Source organism: Streptomyces sp. IBSBF 2435, assembly GCF_036815005.1.
In the GTDB taxonomy this organism is placed as follows: Bacteria; Actinomycetota; Actinomycetes; order Streptomycetales; family Streptomycetaceae; genus Actinacidiphila.
The window spans coordinates 1-26,345 of record NZ_JAJSYW010000098.1; the positions used below are offsets into that span (position 1 = coordinate 1).

A 26,345-nucleotide genomic window follows, 5' to 3' on the forward strand; every position below is an offset into this window, starting at 1 on the left:
CCCCTGCCCCAAGGGGCAGCCGCCCCCGGAGCGCTTCCGCCCCGCTTCCCCGTTTCTGCCCCGTTTTCACGGTGACCGGGGTCACACAAACCGCTCACATAAAGCACCCCCTCTTTTACTCCGCGTGAGAGAGGGGGTGCCCCTTTGTGATCCCCTCGATAGGGCGCAGGTCACATACTAAGCCGCTTAGTGAGCCGTCGGCCCGGCATAGCACAGGGAATCCACACCTCGGGCGCCCGCTACGAATGCGAGGCGTAGACGGGGTCTTTGACCTCCCGTTCCGCCCCCTCTAACAATTCAGGGGTCCCGCTACGGAAGAGGTAATCCCCTAATGCAGCTCCCCACGATCCCGAAGAAGCTCCCCTCGTTCGCGAAGTTCAACCGGATGTCGAAGAAGCACAAGATCACGGCAGCCGGCGCAGTAGCCGCAGCCGCGGTCGTGCTGACGGTCACCGGGCTGGAAGCGACCGCAGGAGCCGGCTCGGCGACCGCGGCGGGCGACCCGACCGGGTTCTCCGTCTCCACCGGTACGCACGTCAAGGACCTTGGCGAGCAGTCCGGTATGGCGTCGCAGCGCACTCTGCACGACCCCGCGCAGAAGAAGGCACAGCAGAAGACCGACCTGGCCGCGGCCTCGAAGAAGGCCGTGGACACCAAGAAGAAGGCCGCCGACACGGCAGCGGAGAAGAAGGCCGCGGCCGACCGGTCCAAGACGAAGGCCGCAGCCGACCGCTCCACTCACCGTGCCGCCGTGGCCGCGCCGAAGAAGACGCACACCGTCACGCCGAAGAAGACGCACACCGTCACGCCGAAGAAGGCGCACACCGTCACGCCGGAGAAGACGCACACCGCGACCCCGAAGAAGGCCGTCACCAAGACGTACGCGAACAACCTGGACGGCTGGATCCGCGAGTCGCTCGACATCATGCACTCGAAGGGAATTCCCGGCACCTACGAGGGAATCCACCGCAACGTCATCCGCGAGTCCAGCGGTAACCCGAAGGCGATCAACCTGTGGGACATCAACGCCCGCAACGGCATTCCCTCGAAGGGTCTGCTCCAGGTGATCAACCCGACCTTCGACCGCTACCACGTGTCCGGCACCTCGTCGAACATCTACGACCCGGTCGCCAACATCACCGCCGCCTGCAATTACGCGGCCGACCGCTACGGTTCGATGGACAACGTGAATTCCGCGTACTGATCGCCACCACCCCAGGGTGAACGAAAGGGCGGCGGGGCCTCCAAGGCCTCGCCGCCCTTCGGCGTTCCCCTCTCCCGACGGGTCGCCCTGCCGCGCTCTCCCGCGCCCTACGCGCCCTCGCCCAGCACCGCCGTGATCAGCTCCCGCTGCGCCGGCGACAGGTCGGGGTCCGCGCACTGGACGACGGCGGCGTCGACACTGATCGTGTACGAGTAGCCGTCGGGGACCGGCTCGCGCTCGGTGAGGGACGGGGTCAGGGCGGCGAGGGCCAGAGCGGCGAGGTGGCCCGCGTCGGGGCGGTCCGCGGTGTCCAGGGCGCCATGCCTGGTGAGGCCGGCGAAGCCGCCGGAGCGGGTCACCTCGATACGCATCGGCTGCTCACGCCTCCTGCGGCTGGCTGGGCTGCTGCCGGGGGAGTCCGGCGGCGGGCGCCGGGGTGACGCCGACCTGGGTCCATCCGTCGCGCACCGCCTGGCTCTGCGCGCCCTCACCGTAGCGGGCCACGGCCGCCGCGACGGTGACCGCGGCGAAGTCCGCGAACTGCGCCTGCGAGGAGAGCTTGCCCCCGGTGAGGGTGTCGTACCAGATCTGGCCCGCCTGCTCCCAGGCGTGGCCGCCGATCGCGGTGGCGGCCAGGTAGAAGGCCCGGTTGGGGATGCCGGAATTGAGGTGGACCCCGCCGTTGTCCTGCGTGGTGTCGATGTAGCCGGACATCGAAGCGGGCTGCGGGTCCTTGCCCAGCTGCGGGTCGTCGTAGGCGGTGCCCGGGTCCTTCATCGAGCGCAGTGCCTTGCCGTTGACCCCGGGGGCGAGCAGGCCCGCGCCGATCAGCCAGTCGGCCTGGTCGGCGGTCTGGCCGAGGGAGAACTGCTTGATCAGGCTGCCGAAGACGTCGGAGACCGACTCGTTGAGAGCGCCGGACTGGCCCTGGTAGTCCAGGTTGGCGCTGTACTGGGTGACGCCGTGCGTCAGCTCGTGGCCGATGACGTCCAGCGGGATGGTGAAGTCCAGGAAGATCCGGCCGTCGCCGTCCCCGAAGACCATCGCCTCGCCGTTCCAGAAGGCGTTGTTGTAGCCCTTGAGGTAGTGCACCGACGCGTTCAGCGGCAGGCCCGCGTTGTCGATCGAGTGCCGGCCGTAGGCCTTCAGATACGTCTCGAAGGTCGCGCCGAGCGCGTCGTAGGCCCGGTTGACGCTGGCGTCCGAGGCCGGCTCCGCGCCCTCGGCGCGGACCTTGTGGCCGGGCAGCGTGTCGCGGTGCTTGGCGTCGTAGACCGTGCGGTGCGGCTTGTCGGACGCGGCGGCGGCCACGACAGCGGCGGCGGCGGGACCGAGGACGGTGTTCAGGTGCCGCCTGGTGCGCTCACGGGCGTCGTGCTCCAGGGTGTGGCGGGCCGACGCGGCCAGCGCCAGGTCTTCGGCTCTGGCCAGCCGGTCCAGGACGTGTGGCGGGATGATCGTACAGAAAACGGGGGTCGAGGCAGAGGAGTCCATGTACGGAATGTGGCACCATGCGCACAATGCGTCACCGTAGTCGCCGTGGAATTGACGAGAACGAGCGAAGGGCGGGGACGTTGGTGGACGAAACCATCCATCTTGCATGCTGAGAGGAAGTACATACCGGCTACGTGATTCCGCCGGGCTCGGTTATGGTCGTTGCCATCATGCGTTTCGGGCTGCTCCTCCTTAGCTGCCGCGGCGAGGGCCTGTAGTCGTAGGCCGACCCCCTCCCCGCGGAGTTTTGGCGTTTTCGCCGTCGGCCGTTCCACGAACGGATCCCGAGGAGCCAGAGCCCCCCATGACCAGCCCCAACAGCGTCGGCCGTGCCACGCCCATCACCGCCGCGACCGTCGCCCAGCGCGCCACCGCGATGCCGATCCACAAGTACGCCCGGTACGAGCAGGTGGACCTGGCCGACCGCACGTGGCCCGACGCCCGGATCACCAAGGCGCCGCGCTGGCTGTCCACCGACCTGCGGGACGGCAACCAGGCGCTCATCGACCCCATGTCGCCGGCCCGCAAGCGCGAGATGTTCGACCTGCTGGTACGGATGGGCTACAAGGAGATCGAGGTCGGCTTCCCGGCCTCCGGCCAGACCGACTTCGACTTCGTGCGCTCCATCATCGAGCAGGGCGCGATCCCGCAGGATGTGACGATCTCCGTCCTGACGCAGGCCCGCGAGGAGCTGATCGAGCGCACCGTCGAGTCGCTGCGCGGCGCCCCCCGGGCCACCGTGCACCTCTACAACGCCACCGCCCCGGTCTTCCGCCGGGTCGTCTTCCGCGGCAGCCGCGACCAGGTGCGGCAGATCGCGGTGGACGGCACCCGGCTGGTGATGGAGTACGCCGACAAGCTGCTGGGCGACGAGACGGCCTTCGGCTACCAGTACAGCCCGGAGATCTTCACCGACACCGAGCTGGACTTCGCGCTGGAGGTCTGCGAGGGCGTGATGGACGTCTGGCAGCCCGAGGAGGGCCGCGAGATCATCCTCAACCTGCCCGCGACCGTCGAGCGCTCCACCCCGTCCACGTACGCCGACCGCTTCGAGTGGATGTCGCGGCACCTGTCGCGGCGCGAGTACGTCTGCCTGTCGGTGCACCCGCACAACGACCGCGGTACGGCGGTGGCCGCCGCCGAGCTGGCGCTGATGGCCGGCGCGGACCGGGCCGAGGGCTGCCTGTTCGGGCAGGGCGAGCGCACCGGCAACGTGGACCTGGTCACGCTGGGCATGAACCTGTTCAGCCAGGGCGTCGACCCGCAGATCGACTTCTCGCAGATCGACGAGATCCGGCGCACCGCCGAATACTGCAACCAGATGGAGGTCCACCCGCGCCACCCCTACGCGGGCGACCTGGTCTACACGTCCTTCTCCGGCTCCCACCAGGACGCCATCAAGAAGGGCTTCGAGGCGATGGCGGTGGCTGCCGACGCCGCCGGCAAGACCGTGGACGAGATCGAGTGGGCGGTGCCGTACCTGCCCATCGACCCCAAGGACGTCGGCCGCTCGTACGAGGCCGTGATCCGGGTCAACTCGCAGTCCGGCAAGGGCGGCGTCGCCTATGTGCTCAAGAACGGGCACAAGCTGGACCTGCCGCGCCGGATGCAGATCGAGTTCTCGAAGATCATCCAGACCAGGACCGACGCCGAGGGCGGCGAGGTCACCCCGGCGCAGATCTGGTCGGCCTTCCAGGACGAGTACCTGCCGACCCCGGACAACGCCTGGGGCCGGATCGTGCTGCGCTCGGCGCAGGCGTCAACTTCGAGTGACGGCACGGCCGCTCTCACGGTGGAAGCCGTCCTGGACGGCGCCGAGACGACGCTGAACGGCACCGGCAACGGCCCGATCTCGGCCTTCTTCGACGCGCTGGCGAAGGCCGGCGTGGACGCCAGGCTGCTGGACTACAGCGAGCACACCATGAGCGAGGGCGCCTCGGCGCAGGCCGCCTCCTACATCGAGTGCGCGATCGGCGGCCGGGTCCTGTGGGGCATCGGCATCGACCCCAACACCACCCGCGCGGCGCTCCAGGCGGTCGTCTCCGCGGTCAATCGCGCCGAGCGCTGACCGGGGCAAACCGGTACGAAGCACCTCACGCGTACGGGGGCGGCAGGGAATTGCCCCCGTACGCGGTACTGACTGCGCCTCGCTGATGTGGCTAACATCACGGCGTACGGCACCGTTGCCGGGGCGTCTTCGCGCGCGTACGGGCCGATGCGGGTACGTACCGGGACGAAGACGGCCGGAGGGTGCAGCGTGATGAAGCTGGGGCTGTGGATCTGGGGTGTGCGAACGTCCTGGCACACCGAGGACGACGGCGAGTTCTTCTGCCCTGACTGCGGCGGCGACCGCAGCTACCACCGCAGAACGGGCACCCGCCGGCTCACCGTGCTCAATGTGCCGCTGCTCAACCGCGGTACGGCCGGCTCGGTGATCGAATGCGCGGCGTGCCACCGGCAGTACGCCGCCCAGGTGCTGCTCTGCCCGACCACCACCCGCTTCTCCGCGATGCTGCGGGACGCCGTCCACACGATCGCGCTCGCCGTGCTCACCGCGGGCGGCTCCACCGGGCGCCCGGCCCGCGAGGCCGCCGTCGAGGCGGTGCGCTCGGCCGGCTTCAGCGACTGTACGGAGGACCAGCTGCTCGGGCTGCTCGCCGCGATCGTCGCCGACGAGGGGCGGTACGCGGCGTCGCAGGAGCTGGGGCACCACTCCTTCGCGGACTGCGTGGACGGGTGCGGCAGCTGGCTGTCGATCGAGCTGCACGAGGCGCTCGAACCGCTCGCCGATCATCTCGCGCAGCAAGGGCGGGAGCGGGTGCTGCTCCAGGGCGCGCGGATCGCTCTCGCGGACGGGCCCTATCTGCCGGCCGAGCGCGAGGTCCTTGAGGCGGTCGGCCGCTGCCTCTCGCTCCACACGGACGACATCGACCGCCTCCTCGCGGCGGCGGCCGCGACCACCACCTAGCGCCGGGGGCGCCCCACCCGAGCCGCCGCGGTTCTGGCGGTCCCCCTCCGCCCAGGGGTACGCCTCCCCCGGGCACGGGGGTTCCGCGGCTCCCTTGCGGCAGGGGGTGCCCCCCAGGGGCGCGGGGAACTGCGCGCTCAGCCCCCACCGGCGCGCGGGTCGTCACCGGCCCGGAGGGGCTGTTCGGTTCGATCCGGACCACCGGCTGGTGGCGGGTTGCCCGCGCCGTTCCCCGCGCCCTTTCGGGCCACGTCCCGCCGTGCGGACAGCGCGCCCCCGGTGGGGGCTGGCCGCGCCGTTCCCCGCGCCCCTGAGGGGCACCCCCTGCCGCAAGGGGAGCCGCCAGAACCCCCGCGCCCGGGGGGAAGCGTGCCCGCCGCCGCAAGCGGCACCCCAGGCCCGCGCCGGGGGAGGGGCGACCCCTGGCGTGAGGAGAAGCCCGGAACCACGTCACCCCCGGCGGGTGCGGCCGGGAAGATGGGGGGCGTGTTGAGCAGCCTCGCGCACGGCCGCGCCCCGGCCGCCGCCCCGACGACAAGCGTCTCGTACACCGACGTGGCTTTCGCGGCAGCGATCTTCCTCGGGCAGGCGGCCCTGGCCCTCGCCCTGCCCGAGGCGGCCCGGAGCCACCGCCCCGACGCGCTCGGCTGGATCCTGCTGGCGGCCGGCGCCGCCCTCCTGACCTGGCGGCGCCACGCGCCGATGTGGTGCCTGGCCGGCACGGTCGCGGTCGTGGCGCCCTACCACTACATGGAGAACATCCAGGAAGCCCCCCTGCTGGCCAGCATGATCGTGCTGTATTCGGTGGCGGTCGCCGGACCCCCGGCCAGGACGTTCCTGGTCGTGCCGACCGTGGTGGGCACGATGGCCACCGTCATGGCGGCCATCGGCAGGCCCGCCGGCGCCCCGATGCTCCAGGGCGCCGGCTGGGTCGTGTCGGTCGCGGTGGCCGGCGAGGTCGTACGGATGCACCGCAACTACATCGCCGCGATCATGGAACGCGCCGAGCGGGCCGAGCGGACCCGCGAGGAGGAGGCGGCGCGGCGGGTCGCGGAGGAGCGGCTGCGGATCGCCCGCGATCTGCACGACCTGCTGGCGCACAGCATCACCCTGATCGGTGTGCAGACCTCCGTGGCCGCCCACATCCTGCTCGCCGACCCGGACCGGCTCGACCGGACCGCGGTGGCCGGCGCGCTGGACAACATCGCCGACACCTGCCGCGAGGCGCGTTCCGAGCTGCGCACCACCTTGCGGGTGCTGCGCGCCGACAGCGACGGGCCGCTGCCCGGCCTCGCGGGCATCCCGTCGCTGACGAGGGCGGCCGAGGCGGCGGGCGCCGACGTCTCACTCACCCTGGACCCGGGCAAGGACGCGGTGCCGGCCGCGGTGGGCGCTGCGGCGTACCGGATCATCCAGGAGTCGCTGACCAACGCGGTACGCCACGCGGGCGCGCCCGCCCCCCGGGTGCGGGTGGCGGTCAGGCACCGGGACGCCGCCCTGCACGTGTGCGTCGAGGACGACGGCCCCGAGCCGGTGAAACCGCCCGCCGCGGACCGCCCCGAGGGCTTCGGGATCGTCGGGATGCGGGAGCGGGCCAGAAGCGTCGGCGGCACCTTCGCCGCAGGACCCAGGACCGACGGCACGGCGGGCTTCTCGGTCACCGCCGTCCTGCCCTGCCCGGCCGACCGGGCAGAGCCCGCAGAGACCTACTGAGCGCCGACCACCAGGGAGACCCCAGATGACCCCACCCGAGCCGATCCGGGTGCTGCTCGCCGACGACCAGACGCTGGTGCGCGCCGCCTTCGCGATGCTGGTCGAGTCCGCCCGCGACATGGAGGTGGTCGGCCAGGCGGCCAACGGCCTGGAGGCGGTCGAGCAGGCCCGCACCGCGCGGGCCGACGTCATCGTGATGGACATCCGCATGCCGGAGCTGGACGGCATAGAGGCCACTCGGCGGATCGCCGCGGACGCTGGCCTCGCCGGGGTGCGGATCCTGGTGCTGACCACCTACGACGACGACGCGCACGTGGTGGCGGCGCTGCGGGCGGGCGCGTCCGGGTTCATGGTCAAGGACACCAGGCCCGCGGAGCTGCTGGACGCGATCCGTACGGTCGCGGCCGGCGACTCGCTGCTGTCGCCGGGGCCGACCGCCCGGCTGATCGCCCGGGTGCTGCGGCTGCCGGACCGCCCGCCGGCCGCCGCCCCCGGCACGGACCGGCTGGCGGGCCTGTCGGACCGCGAGCGCGAGGTGCTGACGCTGGTCGCCCGCGGCCTGAACAACACGGAGGCCGGCGAGGCGCTGAGCCTGAGCCCGCTCACCGCCAAGACCCACGTCAGCCGGATCATGGGCAAGCTCGGCGTCCGGGACCGCGCCCAACTGGTCATCGCCGCCTACGAGTCGGGGCTGGTGGCACCCGGCGCCGAACGCTGAGGCCCGCGGGAGCCGCCGGGCTCGCGGCATGGGCGAGAATGGGCCGCATGAGTCTGTTCCGCGACGACGGCATCGTGCTGCGCACCCAGAAGCTGGGTGAGGCGGACCGGATCATCACCCTGCTCACCAGACGGCACGGCAGGGTCCGTGCGGTGGCCAGGGGGGTACGCCGGACGAAGTCGAAATTCGGCGCCCGCCTTGAGCCCTTCACGCACGTCGACGTGCAGTTCTTCGCCCGCGGCGGCGAGCTGATCGGCCGCGGCCTGCCGCTGTGCACCCAGAGCGAGACGATCGCCCCCTACGGCAGCGCGATCGTCGCCGACTACGACCGCTACACCGCGGGCACCGCGATGCTGGAGACCGCCGAGCGCTTCACCGACCACGAGGGCGAGCCGGCGGTGCAGCAGTATCTGCTGCTGGTCGGCGCCCTGCGCACGCTCGCGGTCGGCGACCACGACCCGCGGCTGGTCCTCGACGCCTTCCTGCTGCGCTCGCTGGCGGTCAACGGCTACGCGCCCAGCTTCGACGACTGCGCCAGATGCGGGATGGCCGGGCCGAACCGGTTCTTCTCGGTCGGAGCGGGCGGAGTCGTCTGCGGCGAGTGCCGGGTGCCGGGAAGCGTCGTACCCTCACGGGAGTCACTGGAACTCCTCGGCGCGCTGCTCGGCGGCGACTGGGAGACCGCCGACGCCTGTGAGCAGCGGCACTGCCGCGAGGGCAGCGGGCTGGTGGCGGCCTATCTCCAGTGGCACCTGGAGCGCGGCCTGCGCTCCCTGCGGTTCGTCGAGAAGTAGCGGTGAGCAGCCAGTAGTGGCGGACAGTAGTCAGAAGCAGTCGACAGACAGTCGGGAATCAGGAGAAGTACGACCATGGCACGTCGCGGGATTCTGGGCCTGAACCGGACCTCGTACCGCACGCCCGACCCGCACCCCTCGGGCGCCCGGCCGCCCAGGCTCCCCTCGGAGCTGGTGCCCAGGCATGTCGCCGTGATCATGGACGGCAACGGCCGCTGGGCCAAGGAGCGCGGGCTGCCGCGTACCGAGGGCCACAAGGTCGGCGAGGGAGTCGTCCTGGACGTGCTCAAGGGCTGCCTGGAGATCGGCGTCAAGAATCTGTCGCTCTACGCCTTCTCCACCGAGAACTGGAAGCGCTCGCCCGAGGAGGTGCGCTTCCTGATGAACTTCAACCGGGACGTCATCCGCCGGCGCCGGGACGAGATGGACGAGCTGGGCATCCGCATCCGGTGGGTCGGGCGGATGCCGAAGATGTGGAAGTCGGTGGTCCAGGAGCTCCAGGTGGCCCAGGAGCAGACCGTCGGGAACGACGCGATGACGCTGTACTTCTGCGTCAACTACGGCGGGCGCGCCGAGATCGCGGACGCCGCGCAGGCGCTGGCCCGCGATGTGGCCGCGGGCCGGCTCGACCCGTCGAAGGTCAACGAGAAGACCTTCGCCAAGTACCTGTACTACCCCGACATGCCGGACGTCGACCTCTTCCTGCGCCCGAGCGGGGAGCAGCGCACCTCCAACTACCTGCTCTGGCAGAGCAGTTACGCGGAGCTGGTCTTCCAGGACGTGCTGTGGCCGGACTTCGACCGGCGCGACCTGTGGCGGGCCTGCCACGAATTCGCCCGCCGCGACCGCCGCTTCGGCGGCGCCCTGCCCAACAGCGACGGCACCGAGGGCTGACCCGCGCTCCCGCGCGGGGCGCGGCGGGCGTCAGGTCCTGGCCGCCACGCAGTCGGCGCAGGTGCCGAAGATCTCCATCGTGTGCGCCACCTCCACGAAGCCGTTCTCCGTGGCGACGGCCTCGGCCCAGCGCTCGACGGCGGGGCCCTCGACCTCGACGGCCTTGCCGCAGGCGCGGCAGACCAGGTGGTGGTGGTGGCCGCCGCCCGAGCAGCGGCGGTAGACGGACTCGCCCTCACCGGTGCGCAGCACGTCGATCTCACCGGCGTCGGCGAGGGACTGAAGCGTGCGGTAGACGGTGGTCAGGCCGACCGAGTCGCCGCGGTGCTTGAGGATGTCGTGCAGATCCTGCGCGCTGCGGAATTCGTCGACCTCCCGCAGCGCCGCGGCGACCGCGGCCCGCTGCCGGGTGGCGCGGCCCGCGACGGGCGGCCCGGCTGACCCGGGGGGCTTCATCGTGGTCACCGGTGCCTCCTCATGACGGCCTGCGCGCCCTGACGCCCCCATTGTGCCAGCCCGCCGCCCTCAGCCGGCCTGCCGCCGCGGTGAAGAGCAGGAAGACGGCCATCGAGGCGAGCACGATGCTGGACCCCGGCGGCACATCGACGTAGTACGAGAAGACGGTGCCGGACAGGGCGACGGTCACCCCGATGGCGACGGACACCGCCAGTGTCCAGGCGAAACCGCGGGTGACCTGCTGGGCGGCGGCGACCGGGATCACCATCAGCGCGCTGACCAGCAGCAGCCCGACCGCCCGCATCGCGACCGTCACGGTGACCGCCGCGGTCACCGCGAGCAGCAGATTCAGCGCCCGTACCGGCAGCCCGCTGACGTGGGCGAATTCCTCGTCCTGGCAGATGGCGAAAAGCTGCCGCCGCAGACCGAGCACGACGAGCAGGACGAACGCGGCCAGGGCGACCATCGGCGGGATGTCCTGCGGGGAGACCGTGCTGATGGAGCCGAACAGATACGTCGTGAGGTTGGCGTTGGAGCCGTTCGGCGCCAGGTAGATGATCATCACGCCGCCGGACATGCCGCCGTAGAAGAGCATGGCGAGCGCGATGTCGCCGCGGGCCCTGCCGTAGGAGCGGATCAGCTCCATGGCGACGGCGCCGGCCACCGAGACCGCCACCGCCGTCCAGACCGGGCTGACCTGGAGCAGGAAGCCGAGGGCGACGCCGGTGAGGGCGACATGGCCGATGCCGTCGCCCATGATCGCTTGCCGGCGCTGGACCAGGAAGATGCCGACGGCGGGCGCGGTGACGCCGACCAGCAGCGCGGCGAGCAGGGCGCGCTGCATGAAGGCGTAGGTCAGGAGGTCCATCGGTCGAGGTGTCCCTTCACCGGTACGGCCGCCGGGTCGGCGTGCGGGTGGACGCGGTCGCGTCCGGGAAGGCCGGGCGCGGCGGGCGGCGGCCCCTCGCCGGCGACCCGGCCGTCCCGCAGCAGCACCGCCCGGTCGATCAGCGGCGCCAGCGGACCCAGCTCGTGCAGTACCAGCAGGACGGTCGCGCCGGCCGCGACCTGGGTGCGCACGGTCTGCGCGAGGACGTCCTGCGCGGCCAGGTCGACGCCCGCCATCGGCTCGTCCATGATCAGCAGGTCCGGCTCGGTGGCGAGCGCGCGGGCGATCAGCACCCGCTGGTGCTGGCCGCCGGACAGCGCGTCCACCGCGTCCGAAGCGCGGTCCGCCATGCCGACCAGGTCCAGCGCGCGGGCGACCGCGGCCCGGTCGGCCCGGCCCGGCGGGCGCAGCCGGGTCCTGGCCAGCCGCCCGGCGGCGACCACTTCCCGTACGGTCGCGGGCACCCCGCCGGCCGCGGTGGTGCGCTGCGGCACGTAGCCGATCCTGGCCCACTGGCGGAAGCGCTCGCCGGGGGTGCCGAACAGCTCCCAGGTGCCCGCGGACAGCCGTACCCGGCCGACCACCGCGCGTACCGCGGTCGACTTGCCCGAGCCGTTCGCGCCGAGCAGCGCCACCACCTCGCCGCGGCCGACGGTCAGGTCGACGCCGTGCAGCACCTGCCGGGCGCCGAGCGCGGCCGAGGCCCCGCGCAGACTCACCACCGTGTCCCTCCCCATCAGCGGGGCACGCCGAGCGCGGTTTTCAGGGCCTGGAGATTGGCGCGCTGGACAGCGAAGTAGTCGGTGCCGCGCGACGTGGGGGTGATGCCCTCGATCGGGTCGAGCACGTCGGTGCGCAGCCGCAGGTCGCCCGCCACGGTCCTGGCGGTCTTGTCGCTGACCAGCGTCTCGAAGAAGACCGTGGTCACGTGCTCGCGCCCGGCGAGGTCGAGCAGCGTCTTCATCCGGCCGGCGCTCGGCTCGCTCTCCGGGTCGATGCCGTTGATGGCCTCCTCGACCAGGCCGTAGCGCTCGGCGAGGTAGCCGAAGGCGGCGTGGGTGGTGATAAAGGTGTCCGTGGCGCGGTTCTTCAGGCCGTCGCGGAATTCGGTGTCGAGCGCGCCGAGCTGGGCGACCAGCGTGTCGGTGTTCTTCGCGTACGCGGCCGAGTGCGCCGGGTCCGCCTGGGCCAGGGCCTTGCCGACGCCCTTGGCGACCTCGGCGTAGCGGACCGGGTCGAGCCAGATGTGCGGGTCGGAGCCGGCGTCCTCCCCGCTGCCGCCGCCGGTGCCGTTGTCGCCGGTGGTGTGGTGGCGGCCGTCGACCTCGGTGCCGTGGTCCTCAAGGCGGGTCAGGGCGGCGGCGTCCACGGTGTTCTTGACGCCGGACTGCCCGATGGCGTCGTCCACGGCGGGCTGCAGTCCGTGCAGGGAGATGATCACATCGGCCTGCTGGAGCGCGGCGATCTGCCGCGGCGCCAGCTCCAGGTCGTGCGGTTCGACGCCCGGCTTGGTCAGGTCGGTGACCTGCACATCGCTGCCGCCGATCCGGGTGGCGAGGAATTCCAGCGGATAGAAGGACGCGGTGACCCTGAGCTTCCCGCCGCCCTTGCCGCCGCCTCCGGTCGCGGTGGCGGAGGACCCGGAGCAGGCGGTGAGCGCGGGGAGGGCGAGGGTGGCGGCGACGAGGGCGGCGGCCGGTATGAGCCGGCGACTGTTGTTCATGACAGTCATTTTCAACTTGGATGGAAACGATTGTCAATTGCGTTGTAGGGTCCGTTTCGTCCTTGCCGCCCGCTGAACGGATTTGATATGCGCCCCGCCCACGCCGGTAATCTGGGACAACTGACCGCTTCGTCGTACTGAAGAGAGCACCGTGGCCGCCGACAAGATCGACACCATCGTCAGCCTGAGCAAGCGCCGTGGCTTCGTTTTCCCGAGCAGTGAGATCTACGGCGGCTCGAAGGCCGCCTGGGACTACGGGCCGCTGGGCGTCGAGCTGAAGGAGAACATCAAGCGCCAGTGGTGGCGCTCGATGGTGACCTCCCGTGAGGACGTGGTGGGCCTCGACTCGTCGGTGATCCTCGCCCCCGAGGTGTGGGCCGCCTCCGGGCACCTCGCGACGTTCTCCGACCCGCTCACCGAGTGCACCTCCTGCCACAAGCGCTACCGCGCCGACCACCTGGAGGAGGCGTACGAGGCCAAGCACGGCCGGCCGCCGGCCAACGGGCTGGCCGACATCAACTGCCCGCACTGCGGCACCAAGGGCGCCTTCACCGAGCCCAAGCAGTTCTCCGGCATGCTCCAGACGCACCTCGGCCCCACCCAGGACGCCGGCTCGGTGGCGTACCTGCGGCCCGAGACCGCCCAGGGCATCTTCGTCAACTTCGCCCAGGTGCAGACCACCTCGCGGCGCAAGCCGCCGTTCGGCATCGCCCAGATGGGCAAGTCGTTCCGCAACGAGATCACCCCGGGCAACTTCATCTTCCGCACCCGCGAGTTCGAGCAGATGGAGATGGAGTTCTTCGTCAAGCCCGGCGAGGACGAGAAGTGGCACGAGTACTGGATGCAGGAGCGCTGGAACTGGTACACCGGCCTCGGCATCCAGGAGCAGAACATCCGCTGGTACGAGCACGCCAAGGAGAAGCTGTCGCACTACTCGAAGCGCACCACCGACATCGAGTACCGCTTCAACTTCGGCGGCCAGGAGTTCAGTGAGCTGGAGGGCGTCGCGAACCGTACCGACTTCGACCTCTCCGCCCACTCCAAGGGCTCCGGCCAGGACCTCTCCTACTTCGACCAGGAGGCCGGCGAGCGCTGGTTCCCGTACGTGATCGAGCCGGCGGCCGGTGTGAACCGGGCGATGCTGGCGTTCATGCTCGACGCGTACAACGAGGACGAGGCGCCCAACGCCAAGGGCGTCATGGAGAAGCGGACCGTCATGCGGCTCGACCCGCGGCTGGCCCCGGTCAAGGTCGCGGTCCTCCCGCTGTCCCGCAACCCCGAGCTGTCCCCGAAGGCGAAGGGCCTGGCCACCGCGCTGCGGGCGAACTGGAACATCGAGTTCGACGACGCCGGTGCGATCGGCCGGCGCTACCGGCGGCAGGACGAGATCGGCACCCCGTTCTGCGTGACCGTGGACTTCGACACGCTCACCGACAACGCGGTGACCGTGCGTGAGCGCGACACCATGGTTCAGGAACGGGTCTCGCTCGACCAGGTCGAGCAGTACCTGGGCAGCCGCCTGCTGGGCTGCTGACCGGCCTCTCCCCGCGGACGCCCGGCCGGCTGGACCTCAGCCGGCCGGGCGTTCCGCGCTTCCATCGCCCGCAGCGTGCTCAGCGCCACCAGCGCGCAGGTGACGGCGAGCGGCAGTTCGGCGAGCACGGCCATCGCCGCGGCGAGCAGCAGGGCGGCGCCCTGGGAGGTCGCCAGGTCGAGCGAGGCGTCCAGGAGCAGCAGGGCCGCGGTCGCCGTGGCGGTCGGCGGCAGGGCGCGGTGCGGCAGCGCGCGCAGGGCGAGGACGCCGGAGGCCATGAGGCCGACGGCCTCCAGCGAGTCGATGGTGAGCCAGCCCGCCGTCCAGCGGGGGGCGCCGCCGCTGGCCAGTATCACCAGCCACGGCACGAGCAGCAGCCCGCACGCCACGAGGGCCGCCGGCGGTGCGCTCCTCCTCGGTGACCGCACCTCGCTGACGGACATCCCGCCCCTCCCTCCCGCGCGCGGATCCCACGACCTGCCGAGCGGGGCACTGACGCTGTCGGCGGGCGCTCCCGCCCGCTCCCGTGCGTGAACCCCACCCTTTACACGGCTACCCCCGATCCCGCTCTTTCCCACCCGCCCCGCGCAACGGGTCCCGCTACACCACGGCCCGGGGCAGCCGCGTGCTCAGCGCGACCGTCGCCGCCACCGCCGCGAGCTGCGCGAGCAGCGCCCAGACGAGCGCGTCGCGGAAACCCACCGACGTGGACAGCGTCAGGAAGAGCGTGCCCAGAGTCGCGACGCCCAGCGCGAGGCTGGACTGCTGCGTGGTCGCCATCGCCCCGCTGCCCACCCCCGCCTGCGCCGCCGGCACTTCGCTGAGGACGATGCGGAAGACCACCGGCAGCACCAGGCCCTGGCCGAAGCCGATCACCGCCATGGCGGGCGCGAGGACCAGGACGCCGATGTGCGGCCAGCCCAGGAAGAAGGTCGCGGCCAGCGCCACCAGCCCCGCCGCCTGGATCAGCGAACCCGCGGTCACCGTACGGCGGCCGTGGCGGGCCACCATCCGCGGGCCGAGCAGCGACGCCGCGAAGAAGGCCGCGCACAGCGGTGCCAGCGCCGCACCCGCGGCCAGCGCCCCGAAGTGCAGACCGTCCTGCATGGCCACCGCGAGCACGAACATGAAGCCGCCGAAGCCCAGGCAGAGCGGCACGATCAGCAGCAGCCCGCTGCGTACGCTGTGGACGCGGACCAGCGACGGCGGCAGCAGCGGATCGCCGCCGGTGCGCTCGCCGTGCCGCTCGACGGCCACGAAGGCCGCGGCGGCGAAGGGGGACAGGACCAGCAGCGCCCACGACCACAGCGGCCAGCCGGCCGCCCGGCCCTCGGTGAGCGGCAGCAGCAGGGTGATCAGGGCCAGCGCCAGCAGCGCCGTGCCGGCCCGGTCGACGCGCGCGGGGTTCGCGGAGCGGGTCTCCGGCACGGACCTCAGCGCCAGCGCGAACGCCACCGCCGCCACCGGCGCGTTCACCAGGAAGATCGCCCGCCAGCCGCTGCCGGCGATGTCCGCGGAGACCAGGACGCCGCCGAGCACCTGCCCGACGACACTGGCGATGCCCGCGGTGGCGCCGTAGTAGCTCAGCGCTTTGCCGCGGCTGCTGCCGGAGGTCGCGGCCTGGATGGTGGCCAGCGCCTGCGGGAGCAGCAGCGCGGAGGCCGCGCCCTGGGCGACCCTGGCCGCCACCAGGGTCCAGGCAGTGGGCGCGAAGCCGCAGGCCAGCGAGGTCGCCGCGAAGAGGCCGAGCCCCCACAGGAAGAGGTTGCGGCGGCCGAACATGTCGCCGAGCCGGCCGCCGAGCACCAGCAGCACGGCATAGGCGACGCCGTAGCCCGCGACCACCATCTCCAGCACCGCGGGTCCCGCGTCGAGGTCGCGGTCGATCGTGGGCAGGGCCACGTTGACGATGAAGAAGTCCACCATCGGCAGCGCCGCGCCGAGCAGCACGGTCAGCAGGCCGAGCGCGCTCAGTGCCGGCGCGGCGGGCGAGGGTGAGGGCGGGAGCGGGGAGCGGGAAGGCGCCGCGATGCGGGTCACGCGGGGCAGCACCTGGGCCCGGGAGGGAAGTGTCTGGTTCATTCGCTCGTTCACCCGGTCCACACTGGACCTCTCCCCAAGGGGGTACCAGAGAGCGTTTATCCAGGTATACCGAGCACCTGGCAACTGGTTGCCGGATCCGGCATCCTGGGAATATGACCGCTCAGAGCGCACCCGCGACCGACGACGCCGACAGTGCCGTGAGCCGCCGTCAGGAGCTGGCGTCCTTCCTGCGCAGCCGCCGCGAGCGGATCGCGCCCGAGCAGGTCGGGCTGCCGCCGGGCCGCAGGCGGCGCACCCCTGGGCTGCGCCGCGAGGAGGTCGCACAGCTCGCCGCGGTCGGCGTCACCTGGTACACCTGGCTCGAACAGGCCAGGGACATCCAGGTGTCGGGCCAGGTCGCCGACGCCATCGCCCGCGCCCTGATGCTGGACCAGAACGAGCGCCGGCACCTCTTCACCCTGGCCGGCACCGCCGACCCGCACCCGCATCTGGACTGCACGGGCATGTCCCCGGCGGTCCGCGGCATGATCGACCAGCTGGAACCGCTGCCCGCCGCGGTCTTCAACAGCCGCTACGACATCATCGCGTACAACCGGACCTACGGGCGGCTGGTGACCGACCTGGACGCGATGCCGGTCGAGGACCGCAATGTGATGTGGCTGGCCTTCACCGACCCGCTGTGGCGGGAGCGGATGCTCGACCGGGAGCAGAACACCCGGCTGATGGCGGCGAAATTCCGCTCCTCGATGGCCGAGCACCTCGCGGAGCCCGCGTGGAAGGAGATGCTCCGGCGGCTCCAGCAGAATTCGGCCGAATTCCGCCAGGCCTGGGAGCGGCACGAGGTGTTGCGGCCCGGCAGCCACGTGAAGCGCTACCTCAATCCCGAAGTCGGCCTGCTGGCGTTCGACTTCACGCATCTGTGGCTCGGCCCGCAGGACGGGCCGCGGCTGACGGTGTATTCGCCGGTGGACGAGGTGACCGAGGAGCGCCTCGGCCGGCTGCACCGGATCGTGCTGGCGGAGCGGGCGCCGGTCGCGGTCTGATAACCGCGGCCACGGCTTAAAATCGCCGGATGACACCCACCCGCGCGAGAGGCTCCGGTCTGCGCGAGCTGACCCGCAGAACGGTCCGTGCCCAGATCGCCGAACGGGCGATCGCGCTGTTCATCGCCCAGGGCTTCGAGGAGACCACGGTCGAGCAGATCGCGACCGAGGTCGGCATGTCCGCACGCAGCGTCTTCCGCTACTTCGACACCAAGGAGGACATGGTCGTCGGGAGCATGCTGGAGTCCGGCGTCCGGCTCGCCGACGCGTTAGCCGCCCGGCCGGCGACCGAGGACCCGTGGCGGGCACTGCGGGGTGCGCTCGATGTGCTGCTGGACGCGATCGCGGCGGACCGCGAGGGCTCGCTGGCCATGGCGCGGATGTTCGCCAGTACGCCGGCGCTGCGGGCGGCCAGGCGGCAGAAGCACGCCCAGTGGCGGGAGTTGCTGGTGCCCGGGGTGCTGGCCAGGCTGGACGGCGGCCCGGAGGAGACCCGCGGATTGCGGGCGGCGGCCATCACCACGGCGGTGCTCGGCTGCGTGGAGGTGTCGGTCACCCGGTGGTCCGAGGCGGGCGGCACCGGCAGGCTCGACGCGCTGCTCGACACGGCCATCCTGGCGGTGCGGGAGTGAGCCCTGCGGGAAGCCGTGCGGAAGCGGGCGTCCCGGTCCCGGGGCGGGCGGTCGGCTGCGGGGGAAGCCGCCAGCCGTGCGGTCAGCCGTGGGGGAGCGCGGCGAGTGCCGCGGTGATCCGGTCGAGCGCCGCCAGATCCGCCGCCGAGAGCCCCAGCAGGGCGGGCGGCGGGGTGCCGAGGATCGCGTTCGCGCGGGCGGCCGTCGCCAGGCCCGCCGGGGTCGCCGACACGATCTTGGAGCGCCGGTCGGTGGGATGCTGCGTACGCTCCACCAGGCCGCGCTTTTCCAGGTCGTCCACCACGAGGGTCAGATAGGGGCGGTCCGAGGCCAGCTCGGTGGCCAGGTCGCCCATCCGGTAGGGCCGGGCGGCGATCCTGCGCAGCGCCTTGACCCGGAAGAAGCTCATGCCGATTGCCTCGGCGACCTCCTTGCGGCGCTCATTGCGCTCCAGCACCACGGCCCGCAGATTGCGCCACACCCGCTCGGCCGTCTCCCGGGCGGCGTCGGAGCCCGGGACCCCGGCGGCGTCCGGGGCGCCGGGGGAGCCCGCGGCCTGCTCGCCGTGCGCGGCGGCCCCCTTCCTCGGCGGAGTCTCCGGCCCATGCGCAGCCCCGGTCCCGTTCCCGGTCCCGACCCCGTGCACCCTCCCCGGCCCGTGCTCGGGACCGGCCGTGTTCCGCTGTGCCGTCGTCACACCTTCACCGCCTTCCGGTTGTCCTCCGCCTCGGGCGCCAGCAGCCCCGCCGTACGCTCCGCCGTGGCCCTGGCCCACCGGCCGGTGGTGAGCGTACCCAGCACCAGCACCGAGGCACCACAGCCCGCGATGATCCACCAGGCGCCCTCGTGCAGCCCGGCGGCCAGCGCCGCGCCCAGGACCGCGACGCCCAGCGACTGGCCGACCTGGCGGCTGGTCGAGGCGACCGCCGCCGCCACCCCGGCCTGCGCACGCGGCATGCCGGACACGGCGGTGTTGGTGATCGGCGCGTTGATCAGGCCGAAGCCGATGCCGAACAGGACGTAGGAGGTGAAGAGCAGCACGTCGGACGACTGGGCGTCGAGCGCCGCGAGCATCACAGCGCTGGCCGTCATCGCCGCGCCCGCGAGGATCAGCGGGATCCTCGGGCCCCGGGTGCCGACGAGCCGGCCCGACAGCGGCGCGAAGACCAGCGCCATCGCGGCCATCGGCAGCATGTACAGGCCCGCGTCGAGCGCCGACAGGCCGCGCTGGTCCTGGAGGTAGAGCGTGTTGAGGAAGAGGAAGCCGCCGAGCGCTGCGAAGCCGCTGACCGCTATGAGGGTGGCACCGCTGAAGGGCACGCTGCGGAAGAACCGGGTGTCGATCAGCGGGTCCACCCGCCGGGTCTCGTACGCCGCCAGGCCCGCCGCACTCGCCGCGGCCACCACGAAGCAGCCGATGATCAGCGGTGAGCTCCAGCCCGCGTTCGTGCCCTCGATGATGCCGTACGTCAGGGTGCCGAGCAGCGCCATGACCAGGAGCTGGCCGACCGGGTCCACCCGGCGGGCCCGCGGGGCGCGCGACTCGGGGACGAAGCGGTGGGTCAGCAGCAGCGCGGCGAGCCCGATCGGCAGGTTGATCCAGAAGATCGCCCGCCAGCCCACCGACTGCACCAGGGCGCCGCCCAGGATCGGCCCGGCCGCCATGCTGATGCCGATGACCCCGCCCCACACCCCGATCGCGCGGGCCCGCTCACGCGGCTCGGAGAAGGTGTTGGTGATGATCGACATCGCCACCGGGTTGAGCATCGAACCGCCGACCGCCTGCACCATGCGGAAGGCGATCAGCCACCCCAGCCCCGGCGCGAGGCTGCACAGCGCGGACCCGGCTGTGAAGAGCACCAGGCCGGTCTGGAAGACCTTCTTGCGGCCGATCCGGTCCGCCGTCGATCCGGACAGCAGCAGCAGTGAGGCGATGACCAGCAGATACGCGTCGATCGTCCACTGGAGTCCGGAGACGGGGGCGTGGAAGTCCCGTTGCAGCGACGGGAGCGCGACGTTCAGGATCGTGTTGTCCAGGCTGACGATCAGCAGGCTCATGCAGCAGATCGCCAGGATGAGATTGCGGCGCTTCGCGGTCGGTTCCGGCATGGATGGTGGATCCAATGATTGTGTGAATAGAACGATTATTATTCTACAACGATCGCGCCGGTCCGTCCGCTCGGCCGGACGGCTTCCGGGGGCACCGCGGGCGTGCGGGACAATGGACGGCATGACCGCTGACGCCACCCTGGCCCCGCCCGCGCCCGGCGCCCTCCGGATCGGCCCGCACACCGCGTGGCCGCCGGTCGTGCTCGCGCCGATGGCCGGTATCACCAACGCGCCCTTCCGCACGCTGTGCCGGGAGTTCAGCGGTGGCAAGGGGCTGTTCGTCAGCGAGATGATCACCACCCGCGCCCTGGTCGAGCGCAACGACAAGACGATGCAGCTCATCCACTTCGACGCCACCGAGACGCCGCGCTCCCTCCAGCTCTACGGCGTCGACCCGGTGACCGTCGGCAAGGCCGTGCGGATGATCGCCGACGAGGACCTGGCCGACCACATCGACCTCAACTTCGGTTGCCCGGTGCCCAAGGTCACCCGCAAGGGCGGCGGCTCCGCGCTGCCGTACAAGCGCAATCTGCTGCGGTCGATCCTGCGCGAGGCGGTCGGCAACGCGGGGGACCTGCCGGTCACCATCAAGATGCGCAAAGGTATCGACGACGATCATCTGACGTATCTGGACGCCGGGCGCATCGCCGTCGAGGAGGGCGTCACGGCGGTCGCCCTGCACGGCCGCACCGCCGCCCAGCACTACGGCGGGACCGCCGACTGGGACGCCATCGCCCGGCTCAAGGAGCACGTGCCGGAGATTCCGGTGCTCGGCAACGGCGACATCTGGTGCGCGCAGGACGCGCTGCGGATGATGCGGGCCACCGGGTGCGACGGGGTCGTCGTCGGCCGCGGATGCCTCGGCCGGCCGTGGCTCTTCGGCGACCTCGTCGCCGCCTTCGAGTCGCCCGGGCTCGCCCCGGCCGCGCCCGACTTCGGCCGGGTCGCCGCGGTCATGCGGCGGCACGCGGAACTGCTCGGGCTCTGGCTCGGCGACGAGACCCGCGGGGTGGTCGACTTCCGCAAGCACGTGCCCTGGTACACGAAGGGCTTCGCGGTCGGGTCCGATATGCGGCGCGCCCTTGCAACGGCCTCGACCCTGGCGGAGCTGGACGAGCACCTCGGGACTCTTGACCAGGCGCAGCCGTGGCCCGCCCACGCGGATGGTCCGCGGGGGCGGACCGCTGCCGGCAAGCGGGTCGTCCTGCCGGACGGGTGGCTGAACGATCCCTTCGACTGCGCCGCGGTGTCGGCTGACGCCGAGTCCGACACGTCTGGCGGCTGACGCCGCCCCGGGTACGCGATGCGGTAAGGCGGCGCCCTACCAGGGGCGCGGGGAACTGCGCGCTCAGCGCCCGTCGGGGCGCGGGTCGTCACCGACCCGAAGGGTCTCTTCGGTCCGATCCGGACCACCGGCCGGCGGTGGGTTGCTCGCGCCGTTCCCCGCGCCCCTGGTAGGGCACCCCCCTGCCGGAGGGAGCCGCACAAGCCACCGCACCCCTGGGCGGGCACCCCTTGCGGCAGGGGCGCCGCAATACCCCGCACCCTGGTGGGGCACCCCCGTGCCGGAGGGGTGCCGTCGGAGCCCCCGTGCCCTCGGGCGGGCGGCCCCTGCCGCGGAGGGACCGCCGGAAACCCCGCCCCCGGGGGAAGCGGGCTCGCCGACGCAGCCTCCCTCAGCCGCAGAGGGCGCCCCAGGCGAGACGCGTACGTCCGGGAGGTGAGACACCCGGCGTGATTCGCACCACATCTGATATGCCTTACGCTCAAAAGAGCGCCCGTGTGAGCGCCCCACCTCTCGAATGCACGGCACTTAGTGCCACCACCAACCGTGCAGAGGGTCACGCCAACCGTCACTCACCGTAGAGACCGCAACCCTGGAAGCTCGCGCAGCGACATGCTGGCTTCGGTTCGTGAACGCACGCCGAAGCCCCGGCGGCGAGCCGGATACTTTCGAAGTATCGGCAGACGGGCGGTTAAAACCGTGTGTCATGCTGATGGATGCACTGCGGAGCCTTGGAGATGGGTACGCTCCCCGCCGTCAGGGCAACCCGGTCGCGAGGAGTCGAGGCCCAGTGTCGGCACGGCAGCAACAGCAGAAATTCGTCTACGACTTCACTGAGGGCAACAAAGACCTCAAGGATCTGCTCGGCGGGAAGGGTGCGAACCTCGCCGAGATGACCAACCTCGGGCTTCCGGTCCCTCCCGGATTCACCATCACCACCCAGGCGTGCAAGGTGTATCTGGAGTCCGGCGCGGAACCCGCCGCGCTGCGCGACGAGGTGGGTGCGCACCTCGACGCGCTGGAGCAGCGCATGGGCAAGCGGCTCGGGCAGCCCGACGACCCGCTGCTGGTGTCGGTGCGGTCCGGCGCCAAATTCTCGATGCCCGGGATGATGGACACCGTCCTGAACATCGGCCTGTCCGACGCCTCGGTGGACGGCCTCGCGGCCCAGGCCGACAACGAGCGGTTCGCCTGGGACTCCTACCGCCGCCTCGTGCAGATGTTCGGCAAGACCGTGATGGGCGTCGAGGGCGACCTCTTCGAGGAGGCGCTGGAGGCGGCCAAGCAGGCCAAGGGCGCCGACAGCGACCTCGGCCTGGACGCGGCCGACCTGCGGCAACTGGTCGAGGACTTCAAGCACATCGTCGTCAAGGAGACCGGCCGGGACTTCCCGCAGGAGCCGCGCGAGCAGATGGACCTCGCGATCCGCGCGGTGTTCGACTCGTGGAACACCGCGCGGGCCAAGCTGTACCGCCGCCAGGAGCGTATCCCCGGCGACCTGGGCACCGCCGTCAACGTGTGCTCGATGGTCTTCGGCAACCTCGGCCCCGACTCCGGTACGGGCGTGGCCTTCACGCGCGACCCGGCCAGCGGCGCGCAGGGCACGTACGGCGACTACCTCCAGAACGCGCAGGGCGAGGACGTCGTCGCCGGCATCCGCAATACCGTGCCGCTCGCCGACCTCGCGGGCATCGACAAGGCGTCGTACGAGCAGCTGATGGCGATCATGGAGACGCTGGAGACGCACTACCGGGACCTGTGCGACATCGAGTTCACCATCGAGCGCGGGCACCTGTGGATGCTCCAGACCCGGGTCGGCAAGCGGACCGCGGCGGCAGCCTTCCGTATCGCGACGCAGCTGGTCGACCAGGGCCTGATCACCGAGGCCGAGGCCCTCCAGCGGGTCACCGGGGCGCAGCTCAGCCAGCTGATGTTCCCGCGGTTCGACGACACGGTCGCGGACAGCGCCTCGGTCACGCGGATCGGCTGGGGCATCGCGGCCTCGCCGGGCGCCGCGGTCGGCAAGGCGGTCTTCGACTCGTACACGGCGGTGAAGTGGTCGCGCTCGGGTGAGCAGGTCATCCTGATCCGCCGGGAGACCAACCCCGACGACCTCAACGGCATGATCGCCGCCGAAGGCATCCTCACCTCGCGCGGCGGCAAGACCTCGCACGCGGCCGTCGTCGCCCGCGGCATGGGCAAGACCTGCGTGTGCGGGGCGGAGGAGCTGGAGGTCGACACCAAGCGGCGCCGGCTCACCGCACCCGGTGGCGTGGTGATAGAGGAGGGCGACCTCATCTCGATCGACGGCTCCACCGGCAAGATCTACCTCGGCGAGGTACCGGTCGTACCGTCGCCGGTCGTCGAGTATTTCGAGGGCCGGATGCACGCGGGCGCCGACGAGGCGGACGGCCTGGTGCAGGCCGTGCACCGGGTGATGGCGTACGCCGACCGGGTCAGGAAGCTGCGGGTGCGGGCCAACGCCGACAACGCCGAGGACGCCGCGCGTGCCCGCCGGTTCGGGGCGCAGGGCATCGGCCTGTGCCGTACCGAGCACATGTTCCTCGGCGAGCGGCGCGAGATGGTCGAGCGGCTGATCCTGGCCGACACCGACACCGAGCGGGACGAGGCGCTGGGCGCGCTGCTGCCGTTGCAGCGGGCCGACTTCATCGAGCTGTTCGAGGCGATGGACGGCCTGCCGGTGACCGTACGGCTGCTGGACCCGCCGCTGCACGAATTCCTGCCGGACATCACCGAGCTGTCGGTACGGGTCGCGCTCGCCGAGTCCCGCAAGGACGCAAACGAGAACGACCTGCGGCTGCTCCAGGCGGTGCACAGGCTCCACGAGCAGAACCCGATGCTGGGCCTGCGCGGGGTGCGGCTCGGCCTGGTCATCCCGGGGCTGTTCGCGATGCAGGTACGTGCCATCGCCGAGGCCGCCGCCCACCGCAAGGCGGCGAAGGGCGATCCGCGGGCCGAGATCATGATCCCGCTGGTCGGCACCGTCCAGGAGCTGGAGATCGTCCGGGACGAGGCCGACCGGGTCGTCGCCGACATCGAGGCGGCGACCGGCACCCGATTGAAGCTGGCCATCGGCACGATGATCGAACTGCCGCGCGCCGCCCTGACCGCGGGCCAGATCGCCGAGGCCGCCGAATTCTTCTCCTTCGGCACCAACGACCTCACCCAGACCGTCTGGGGATTCTCCCGCGACGACGTCGAGGCGTCCTTCTTCACCGCCTACCTGGAGAAGGGCATCTTCGGCGTGTCCCCCTTCGAGACCATCGACAAGGACGGGGTCGGCGCCCTGATCCGCAGCGCGGTGGCCGCGGGCCGCGCCACCCGCCCCGACCTCAAGCTCGGCATCTGCGGCGAGCACGGCGGCGACCCGGAGTCCGTCCACTTCTTCCACGAGGTCGGCCTGGACTACGTCTCCTGCTCGCCCTTCCGCGTCCCCGTCGCCCGCCTGGAGGCCGGCCGCGCGGCCGCCGGCCCCCACTGACGCCCCCCGACCGGGCCGGCCCGGTCCACCGACGGCGGCCCTTTGCCCTGGGGGCCGAACCCTCACCGACCGGTGGACCGTCCCCGGCCCTTCCCCGGCGGGGGGGGGGGGGGGGGGGGGGGGGGGGGGGGGGGGGGGGGGGGGGGGGGGGGGGGGNGCGTCTGACACCCCGCGACACCCCCTGATCGGGGGGGGGGCCCCCCGGGGGGCGCCCCCCCCCCCCCCGGCTCTCTCGCGTGCGGGGCCGGCCCGGCGGCGGTATGAGAGGTCAGTGCGGGATGCCCGCGATGATCTCGCCTGCGCCCTGCCGGAGGAGTTCGGCGGCGACCCGGGTGCCCAGTGCGGTGGGGTCGTTGCCGGTGCCGCTCAGCAGGTGGGTGTGGACGAAGGCCGAGCCGTCGGGGGCGAAGACCATGCCGCGCAGGGAGAGCTGACCGTCCGGGGCGGTGACGCAGTGGCCCGCGATGGGGCTGTTGCAGTGGCCCCGCAGGTCGTGGAGCATCGCGCGCTCGGCGGTGACCTCGGTCATGGTCCTCTCGTGGTTGAGCCGGGTCAGCAGCCCGGTCACCGGGCCGTCGTCGTGGCGGCACTCCAGGCCGAGGGCTCCGGCACCCACGGCGGGGAGGATGTCGTCGGCGGTGAAGACCTGCCGGCCGCGGTGGGACAGCGCCAGCCGCTCCAGGCCCGAGGTCGCCAGGATCATCGCGTCCAGCGGGGCGTCGTTCTGCTTCCTGGCGTCGAGCTTGGCGATCCGGGTGCCGACAGCGCCGCGCACGCGTACGACGTCGAGGTCCGGGCGCAGCCGGTTGAGCTGGGCCTTGCGGCGTACGGCCGAGGTGGCCACGGTGGCGCCCGCCGGGAGGTCGTCGAGGGTGCGCATGGCGGAGCCCTCGGGGAAGAGGAGGACGTCCCGCACGTCGTCCCGGGGCAGGTAGGCGGCGAAGACCAGGCCCTGGGGGAGGGCGACATCGCCGGGGACGTCCTTCACGCAGTGGACGGCCAGGTCCACCTCGCCGCGCTGGAGCATGGCGTCGATCTGCTTGACGAACAGCCCCTTGCCGCCGAGTTGGGCCAGGTCGCCCTGCCACCGGTCCGCCTCGGTGGTGACGGGGGCCAGCTCGACCCGGAGGCCCGGCTGCTCCTTGCGCAGGAGGCCGGCCACCAGGTTGGCCTGCGCCAGTGCCATCGGTGAGCTGCGGGTGCCGATCCGCACGGTCCGGTCGGCCGGGAAGGTGTTCATGGGGCAGGAGTCCTCTCGTTCCGCGTCTCACGGTAGAGGGTCCGCCCGGGCAGCCCGCGCCGCCCCCGCGCGCGGCCGGTCAGGGGCCGGCCGCGTGCGGGGGC

The 26,345-nt window shown here is 72.0% G+C and carries 23 protein-coding genes; 12 read left to right on the forward strand and 11 right to left on the reverse strand.

The features are described from left to right. The first annotated feature begins 331 nt into the window (after positions 1-331). Positions 332-1,204 (forward strand): transglycosylase SLT domain-containing protein, encoded by an 873-nt coding sequence (locus V7E46_RS19635; protein WP_333769625.1) that lies wholly within the window; start codon positions 332-334, stop codon positions 1,202-1,204. A gap of 107 nt (positions 1,205-1,311) precedes the next feature. On the opposite strand, the gene V7E46_RS19640 is transcribed toward V7E46_RS19635, so the two are convergent. Continuing rightward, entirely contained in the window at positions 1,312-1,575 is a 264-nt protein-coding gene (locus tag V7E46_RS19640; RefSeq protein ID WP_329179100.1) for a protealysin inhibitor emfourin, read from the reverse strand. A 7-nt stretch (positions 1,576-1,582) separates the two neighbouring features. Next, a complete protein-coding gene (locus V7E46_RS19645; protein ID WP_333769626.1) occupies positions 1,583-2,698 on the reverse strand; it encodes a M4 family metallopeptidase in 1,116 nt (371 codons plus the stop codon). Between the two features lie 304 nt (positions 2,699-3,002). Here V7E46_RS19645 and leuA point away from each other — a divergent pair, with 304 nt between their 5' ends. The 6 genes from leuA (at position 3,003) to V7E46_RS19675 (ending at position 9,785) form a co-directional block, all read left to right on the forward strand. Next, positions 3,003-4,766, forward strand: coding sequence for a 2-isopropylmalate synthase (gene leuA / locus V7E46_RS19650; RefSeq protein ID WP_333769627.1), 1,764 nt, complete (start codon positions 3,003-3,005; stop codon positions 4,764-4,766). A 192-nt stretch (positions 4,767-4,958) separates the two neighbouring features. Beyond that, positions 4,959-5,666 (forward strand): TerB family tellurite resistance protein, encoded by a 708-nt coding sequence (locus tag V7E46_RS19655; protein WP_329179105.1) that lies wholly within the window; start codon positions 4,959-4,961, stop codon positions 5,664-5,666. 477 nt (positions 5,667-6,143) lie between these two features. Next, on the forward strand, positions 6,144-7,379 hold the full coding sequence (locus tag V7E46_RS19660) for a sensor histidine kinase (protein WP_443054250.1): 1,236 nt from the start codon (positions 6,144-6,146) through the stop codon (positions 7,377-7,379). A 25-nt stretch (positions 7,380-7,404) separates the two neighbouring features. Next, positions 7,405-8,097, forward strand: a complete 693-nt coding sequence (locus V7E46_RS19665) for a response regulator transcription factor (protein ID WP_333769628.1) — start codon at positions 7,405-7,407, stop codon at positions 8,095-8,097. 47 nt (positions 8,098-8,144) lie between these two features. After that, entirely contained in the window at positions 8,145-8,891 is a 747-nt protein-coding gene (gene recO / locus V7E46_RS19670; RefSeq protein ID WP_333769629.1) for a DNA repair protein RecO, read from the forward strand. 75 nt (positions 8,892-8,966) lie between these two features. Continuing rightward, positions 8,967-9,785 (forward strand): isoprenyl transferase, encoded by an 819-nt coding sequence (locus V7E46_RS19675; RefSeq protein ID WP_333769630.1) that lies wholly within the window; start codon positions 8,967-8,969, stop codon positions 9,783-9,785. 30 nt (positions 9,786-9,815) lie between these two features. On the opposite strand, the gene V7E46_RS19680 is transcribed toward V7E46_RS19675, so the two are convergent. From V7E46_RS19680 to V7E46_RS19695, 4 genes are read right to left on the reverse strand one after another with little or no spacing between them, the layout of a single operon-like run. Continuing rightward, positions 9,816-10,241 (reverse strand): Fur family transcriptional regulator, encoded by a 426-nt coding sequence (locus V7E46_RS19680; RefSeq protein ID WP_333769649.1) that lies wholly within the window; start codon positions 10,239-10,241, stop codon positions 9,816-9,818. A gap of 19 nt (positions 10,242-10,260) precedes the next feature. Further along, a complete protein-coding gene (locus tag V7E46_RS19685) occupies positions 10,261-11,109 on the reverse strand; it encodes a metal ABC transporter permease (protein ID WP_333769631.1) in 849 nt (282 codons plus the stop codon). Then, entirely contained in the window at positions 11,097-11,867 is a 771-nt protein-coding gene (locus V7E46_RS19690) for a metal ABC transporter ATP-binding protein (protein WP_333769632.1), read from the reverse strand. The genes V7E46_RS19685 and V7E46_RS19690 overlap by 13 nt, the downstream gene beginning before the upstream one ends. Then, positions 11,867-12,853 carry a metal ABC transporter substrate-binding protein gene (locus V7E46_RS19695; protein WP_333769633.1) on the reverse strand — a complete coding sequence of 329 codons (987 nt, stop codon included), beginning with the start codon at positions 12,851-12,853 and terminating at the stop codon, positions 11,867-11,869. The genes V7E46_RS19690 and V7E46_RS19695 overlap by 1 nt, the downstream gene beginning before the upstream one ends. Before the next feature lie 151 nt (positions 12,854-13,004). Here V7E46_RS19695 and V7E46_RS19700 point away from each other — a divergent pair, with 151 nt between their 5' ends. Beyond that, complete coding sequence (locus V7E46_RS19700) at positions 13,005-14,387, forward strand: glycine--tRNA ligase (RefSeq protein ID WP_329179118.1); 1,383 nt, start codon at positions 13,005-13,007, stop codon at positions 14,385-14,387. Here the strand turns inward: V7E46_RS19700 and V7E46_RS19705 are convergent. Both V7E46_RS19705 and V7E46_RS19710 read right to left on the reverse strand, forming a co-directional pair. Next, positions 14,324-14,830: a hypothetical protein gene (locus tag V7E46_RS19705; protein ID WP_333769634.1), complete on the reverse strand. Its 507-nt coding sequence runs from the start codon at positions 14,828-14,830 to the stop codon at positions 14,324-14,326. The two genes, V7E46_RS19700 and V7E46_RS19705, sit on opposite strands and share 64 nt — an antisense overlap. A gap of 157 nt (positions 14,831-14,987) precedes the next feature. Continuing rightward, the gene (locus V7E46_RS19710; RefSeq protein WP_333769650.1) at positions 14,988-16,469 is read right to left on the reverse strand and encodes an MFS transporter; all 1,482 of its coding nucleotides are present in this window, start codon (positions 16,467-16,469) and stop codon (positions 14,988-14,990) included. A 113-nt stretch (positions 16,470-16,582) separates the two neighbouring features. Here V7E46_RS19710 and V7E46_RS19715 point away from each other — a divergent pair, with 113 nt between their 5' ends. Continuing rightward, complete coding sequence (locus V7E46_RS19715; RefSeq protein WP_333769635.1) at positions 16,583-17,473, forward strand: helix-turn-helix transcriptional regulator; 891 nt, start codon at positions 16,583-16,585, stop codon at positions 17,471-17,473. 29 nt (positions 17,474-17,502) lie between these two features. Further along, positions 17,503-18,105 (forward strand): TetR/AcrR family transcriptional regulator, encoded by a 603-nt coding sequence (locus tag V7E46_RS19720; protein ID WP_333769636.1) that lies wholly within the window; start codon positions 17,503-17,505, stop codon positions 18,103-18,105. Positions 18,106-18,187: 82 nt separating this feature from the next. Here V7E46_RS19720 and V7E46_RS19725 read toward each other — a convergent pair whose 3' ends face one another. Beyond that, on the reverse strand, positions 18,188-18,802 hold the full coding sequence (locus V7E46_RS19725; protein WP_333769637.1) for a MarR family winged helix-turn-helix transcriptional regulator: 615 nt from the start codon (positions 18,800-18,802) through the stop codon (positions 18,188-18,190). Next, entirely contained in the window at positions 18,799-20,214 is a 1,416-nt protein-coding gene (locus V7E46_RS19730; RefSeq protein WP_333769638.1) for an MFS transporter, read from the reverse strand. Before V7E46_RS19730 ends, V7E46_RS19725 begins: the two co-directional genes overlap by 4 nt. Positions 20,215-20,335: 121 nt before the next feature. Between V7E46_RS19730 and dusB the strand changes: the two genes are divergently transcribed. Then, positions 20,336-21,499 carry a tRNA dihydrouridine synthase DusB gene (gene dusB, locus V7E46_RS19735; protein WP_333769639.1) on the forward strand — a complete coding sequence of 388 codons (1,164 nt, stop codon included), beginning with the start codon at positions 20,336-20,338 and terminating at the stop codon, positions 21,497-21,499. A 790-nt stretch (positions 21,500-22,289) separates the two neighbouring features. Further along, entirely contained in the window at positions 22,290-25,001 is a 2,712-nt protein-coding gene (gene ppdK, locus V7E46_RS19740; protein ID WP_443054252.1) for a pyruvate, phosphate dikinase, read from the forward strand. A 268-nt stretch (positions 25,002-25,269) separates the two neighbouring features. On the opposite strand, the gene hemC is transcribed toward ppdK, so the two are convergent. Further along, the gene (gene hemC, locus V7E46_RS19745; protein WP_333769640.1) at positions 25,270-26,241 is read right to left on the reverse strand and encodes a hydroxymethylbilane synthase; all 972 of its coding nucleotides are present in this window, start codon (positions 26,239-26,241) and stop codon (positions 25,270-25,272) included. Positions 26,242-26,345: the final 104 nt, after the last annotated feature.

Excerpts from the sequence above, each read along its gene's own strand:
- V7E46_RS19635 (WP_333769625.1), top strand. The coding sequence starts at position 332 with ATGCAGCTCCCCACGATCCCGAAGAAGCTCCCCTCGTTCGCGAAGTTC.
- V7E46_RS19640 (WP_329179100.1), bottom strand. The coding sequence starts at position 1,575 with ATGCGTATCGAGGTGACCCGCTCCGGCGGCTTCGCCGGCCTCACCAGG.
- V7E46_RS19645 (WP_333769626.1), bottom strand. The coding sequence starts at position 2,698 with ATGGACTCCTCTGCCTCGACCCCCGTTTTCTGTACGATCATCCCGCCA.
- leuA (WP_333769627.1), top strand. The coding sequence starts at position 3,003 with ATGACCAGCCCCAACAGCGTCGGCCGTGCCACGCCCATCACCGCCGCG.
- V7E46_RS19655 (WP_329179105.1), top strand. The coding sequence starts at position 4,959 with ATGAAGCTGGGGCTGTGGATCTGGGGTGTGCGAACGTCCTGGCACACC.
- V7E46_RS19660 (WP_443054250.1), top strand. The coding sequence starts at position 6,144 with ATGGGGGGCGTGTTGAGCAGCCTCGCGCACGGCCGCGCCCCGGCCGCC.
- V7E46_RS19665 (WP_333769628.1), top strand. The coding sequence starts at position 7,405 with ATGACCCCACCCGAGCCGATCCGGGTGCTGCTCGCCGACGACCAGACG.
- recO (WP_333769629.1), top strand. The coding sequence starts at position 8,145 with ATGAGTCTGTTCCGCGACGACGGCATCGTGCTGCGCACCCAGAAGCTG.
- V7E46_RS19675 (WP_333769630.1), top strand. The coding sequence starts at position 8,967 with ATGGCACGTCGCGGGATTCTGGGCCTGAACCGGACCTCGTACCGCACG.
- V7E46_RS19680 (WP_333769649.1), bottom strand. The coding sequence starts at position 10,241 with ATGAAGCCCCCCGGGTCAGCCGGGCCGCCCGTCGCGGGCCGCGCCACC.
- V7E46_RS19685 (WP_333769631.1), bottom strand. The coding sequence starts at position 11,109 with ATGGACCTCCTGACCTACGCCTTCATGCAGCGCGCCCTGCTCGCCGCG.
- V7E46_RS19690 (WP_333769632.1), bottom strand. The coding sequence starts at position 11,867 with ATGGGGAGGGACACGGTGGTGAGTCTGCGCGGGGCCTCGGCCGCGCTC.
- V7E46_RS19695 (WP_333769633.1), bottom strand. The coding sequence starts at position 12,853 with ATGAACAACAGTCGCCGGCTCATACCGGCCGCCGCCCTCGTCGCCGCC.
- V7E46_RS19705 (WP_333769634.1), bottom strand. The coding sequence starts at position 14,830 with ATGTCCGTCAGCGAGGTGCGGTCACCGAGGAGGAGCGCACCGCCGGCG.
- V7E46_RS19710 (WP_333769650.1), bottom strand. The coding sequence starts at position 16,469 with ATGAACCAGACACTTCCCTCCCGGGCCCAGGTGCTGCCCCGCGTGACC.
- V7E46_RS19715 (WP_333769635.1), top strand. The coding sequence starts at position 16,583 with ATGACCGCTCAGAGCGCACCCGCGACCGACGACGCCGACAGTGCCGTG.
- V7E46_RS19720 (WP_333769636.1), top strand. The coding sequence starts at position 17,503 with ATGACACCCACCCGCGCGAGAGGCTCCGGTCTGCGCGAGCTGACCCGC.
- V7E46_RS19730 (WP_333769638.1), bottom strand. The coding sequence starts at position 20,214 with ATGCCGGAACCGACCGCGAAGCGCCGCAATCTCATCCTGGCGATCTGC.
- dusB (WP_333769639.1), top strand. The coding sequence starts at position 20,336 with ATGACCGCTGACGCCACCCTGGCCCCGCCCGCGCCCGGCGCCCTCCGG.
- hemC (WP_333769640.1), bottom strand. The coding sequence starts at position 26,241 with ATGAACACCTTCCCGGCCGACCGGACCGTGCGGATCGGCACCCGCAGC.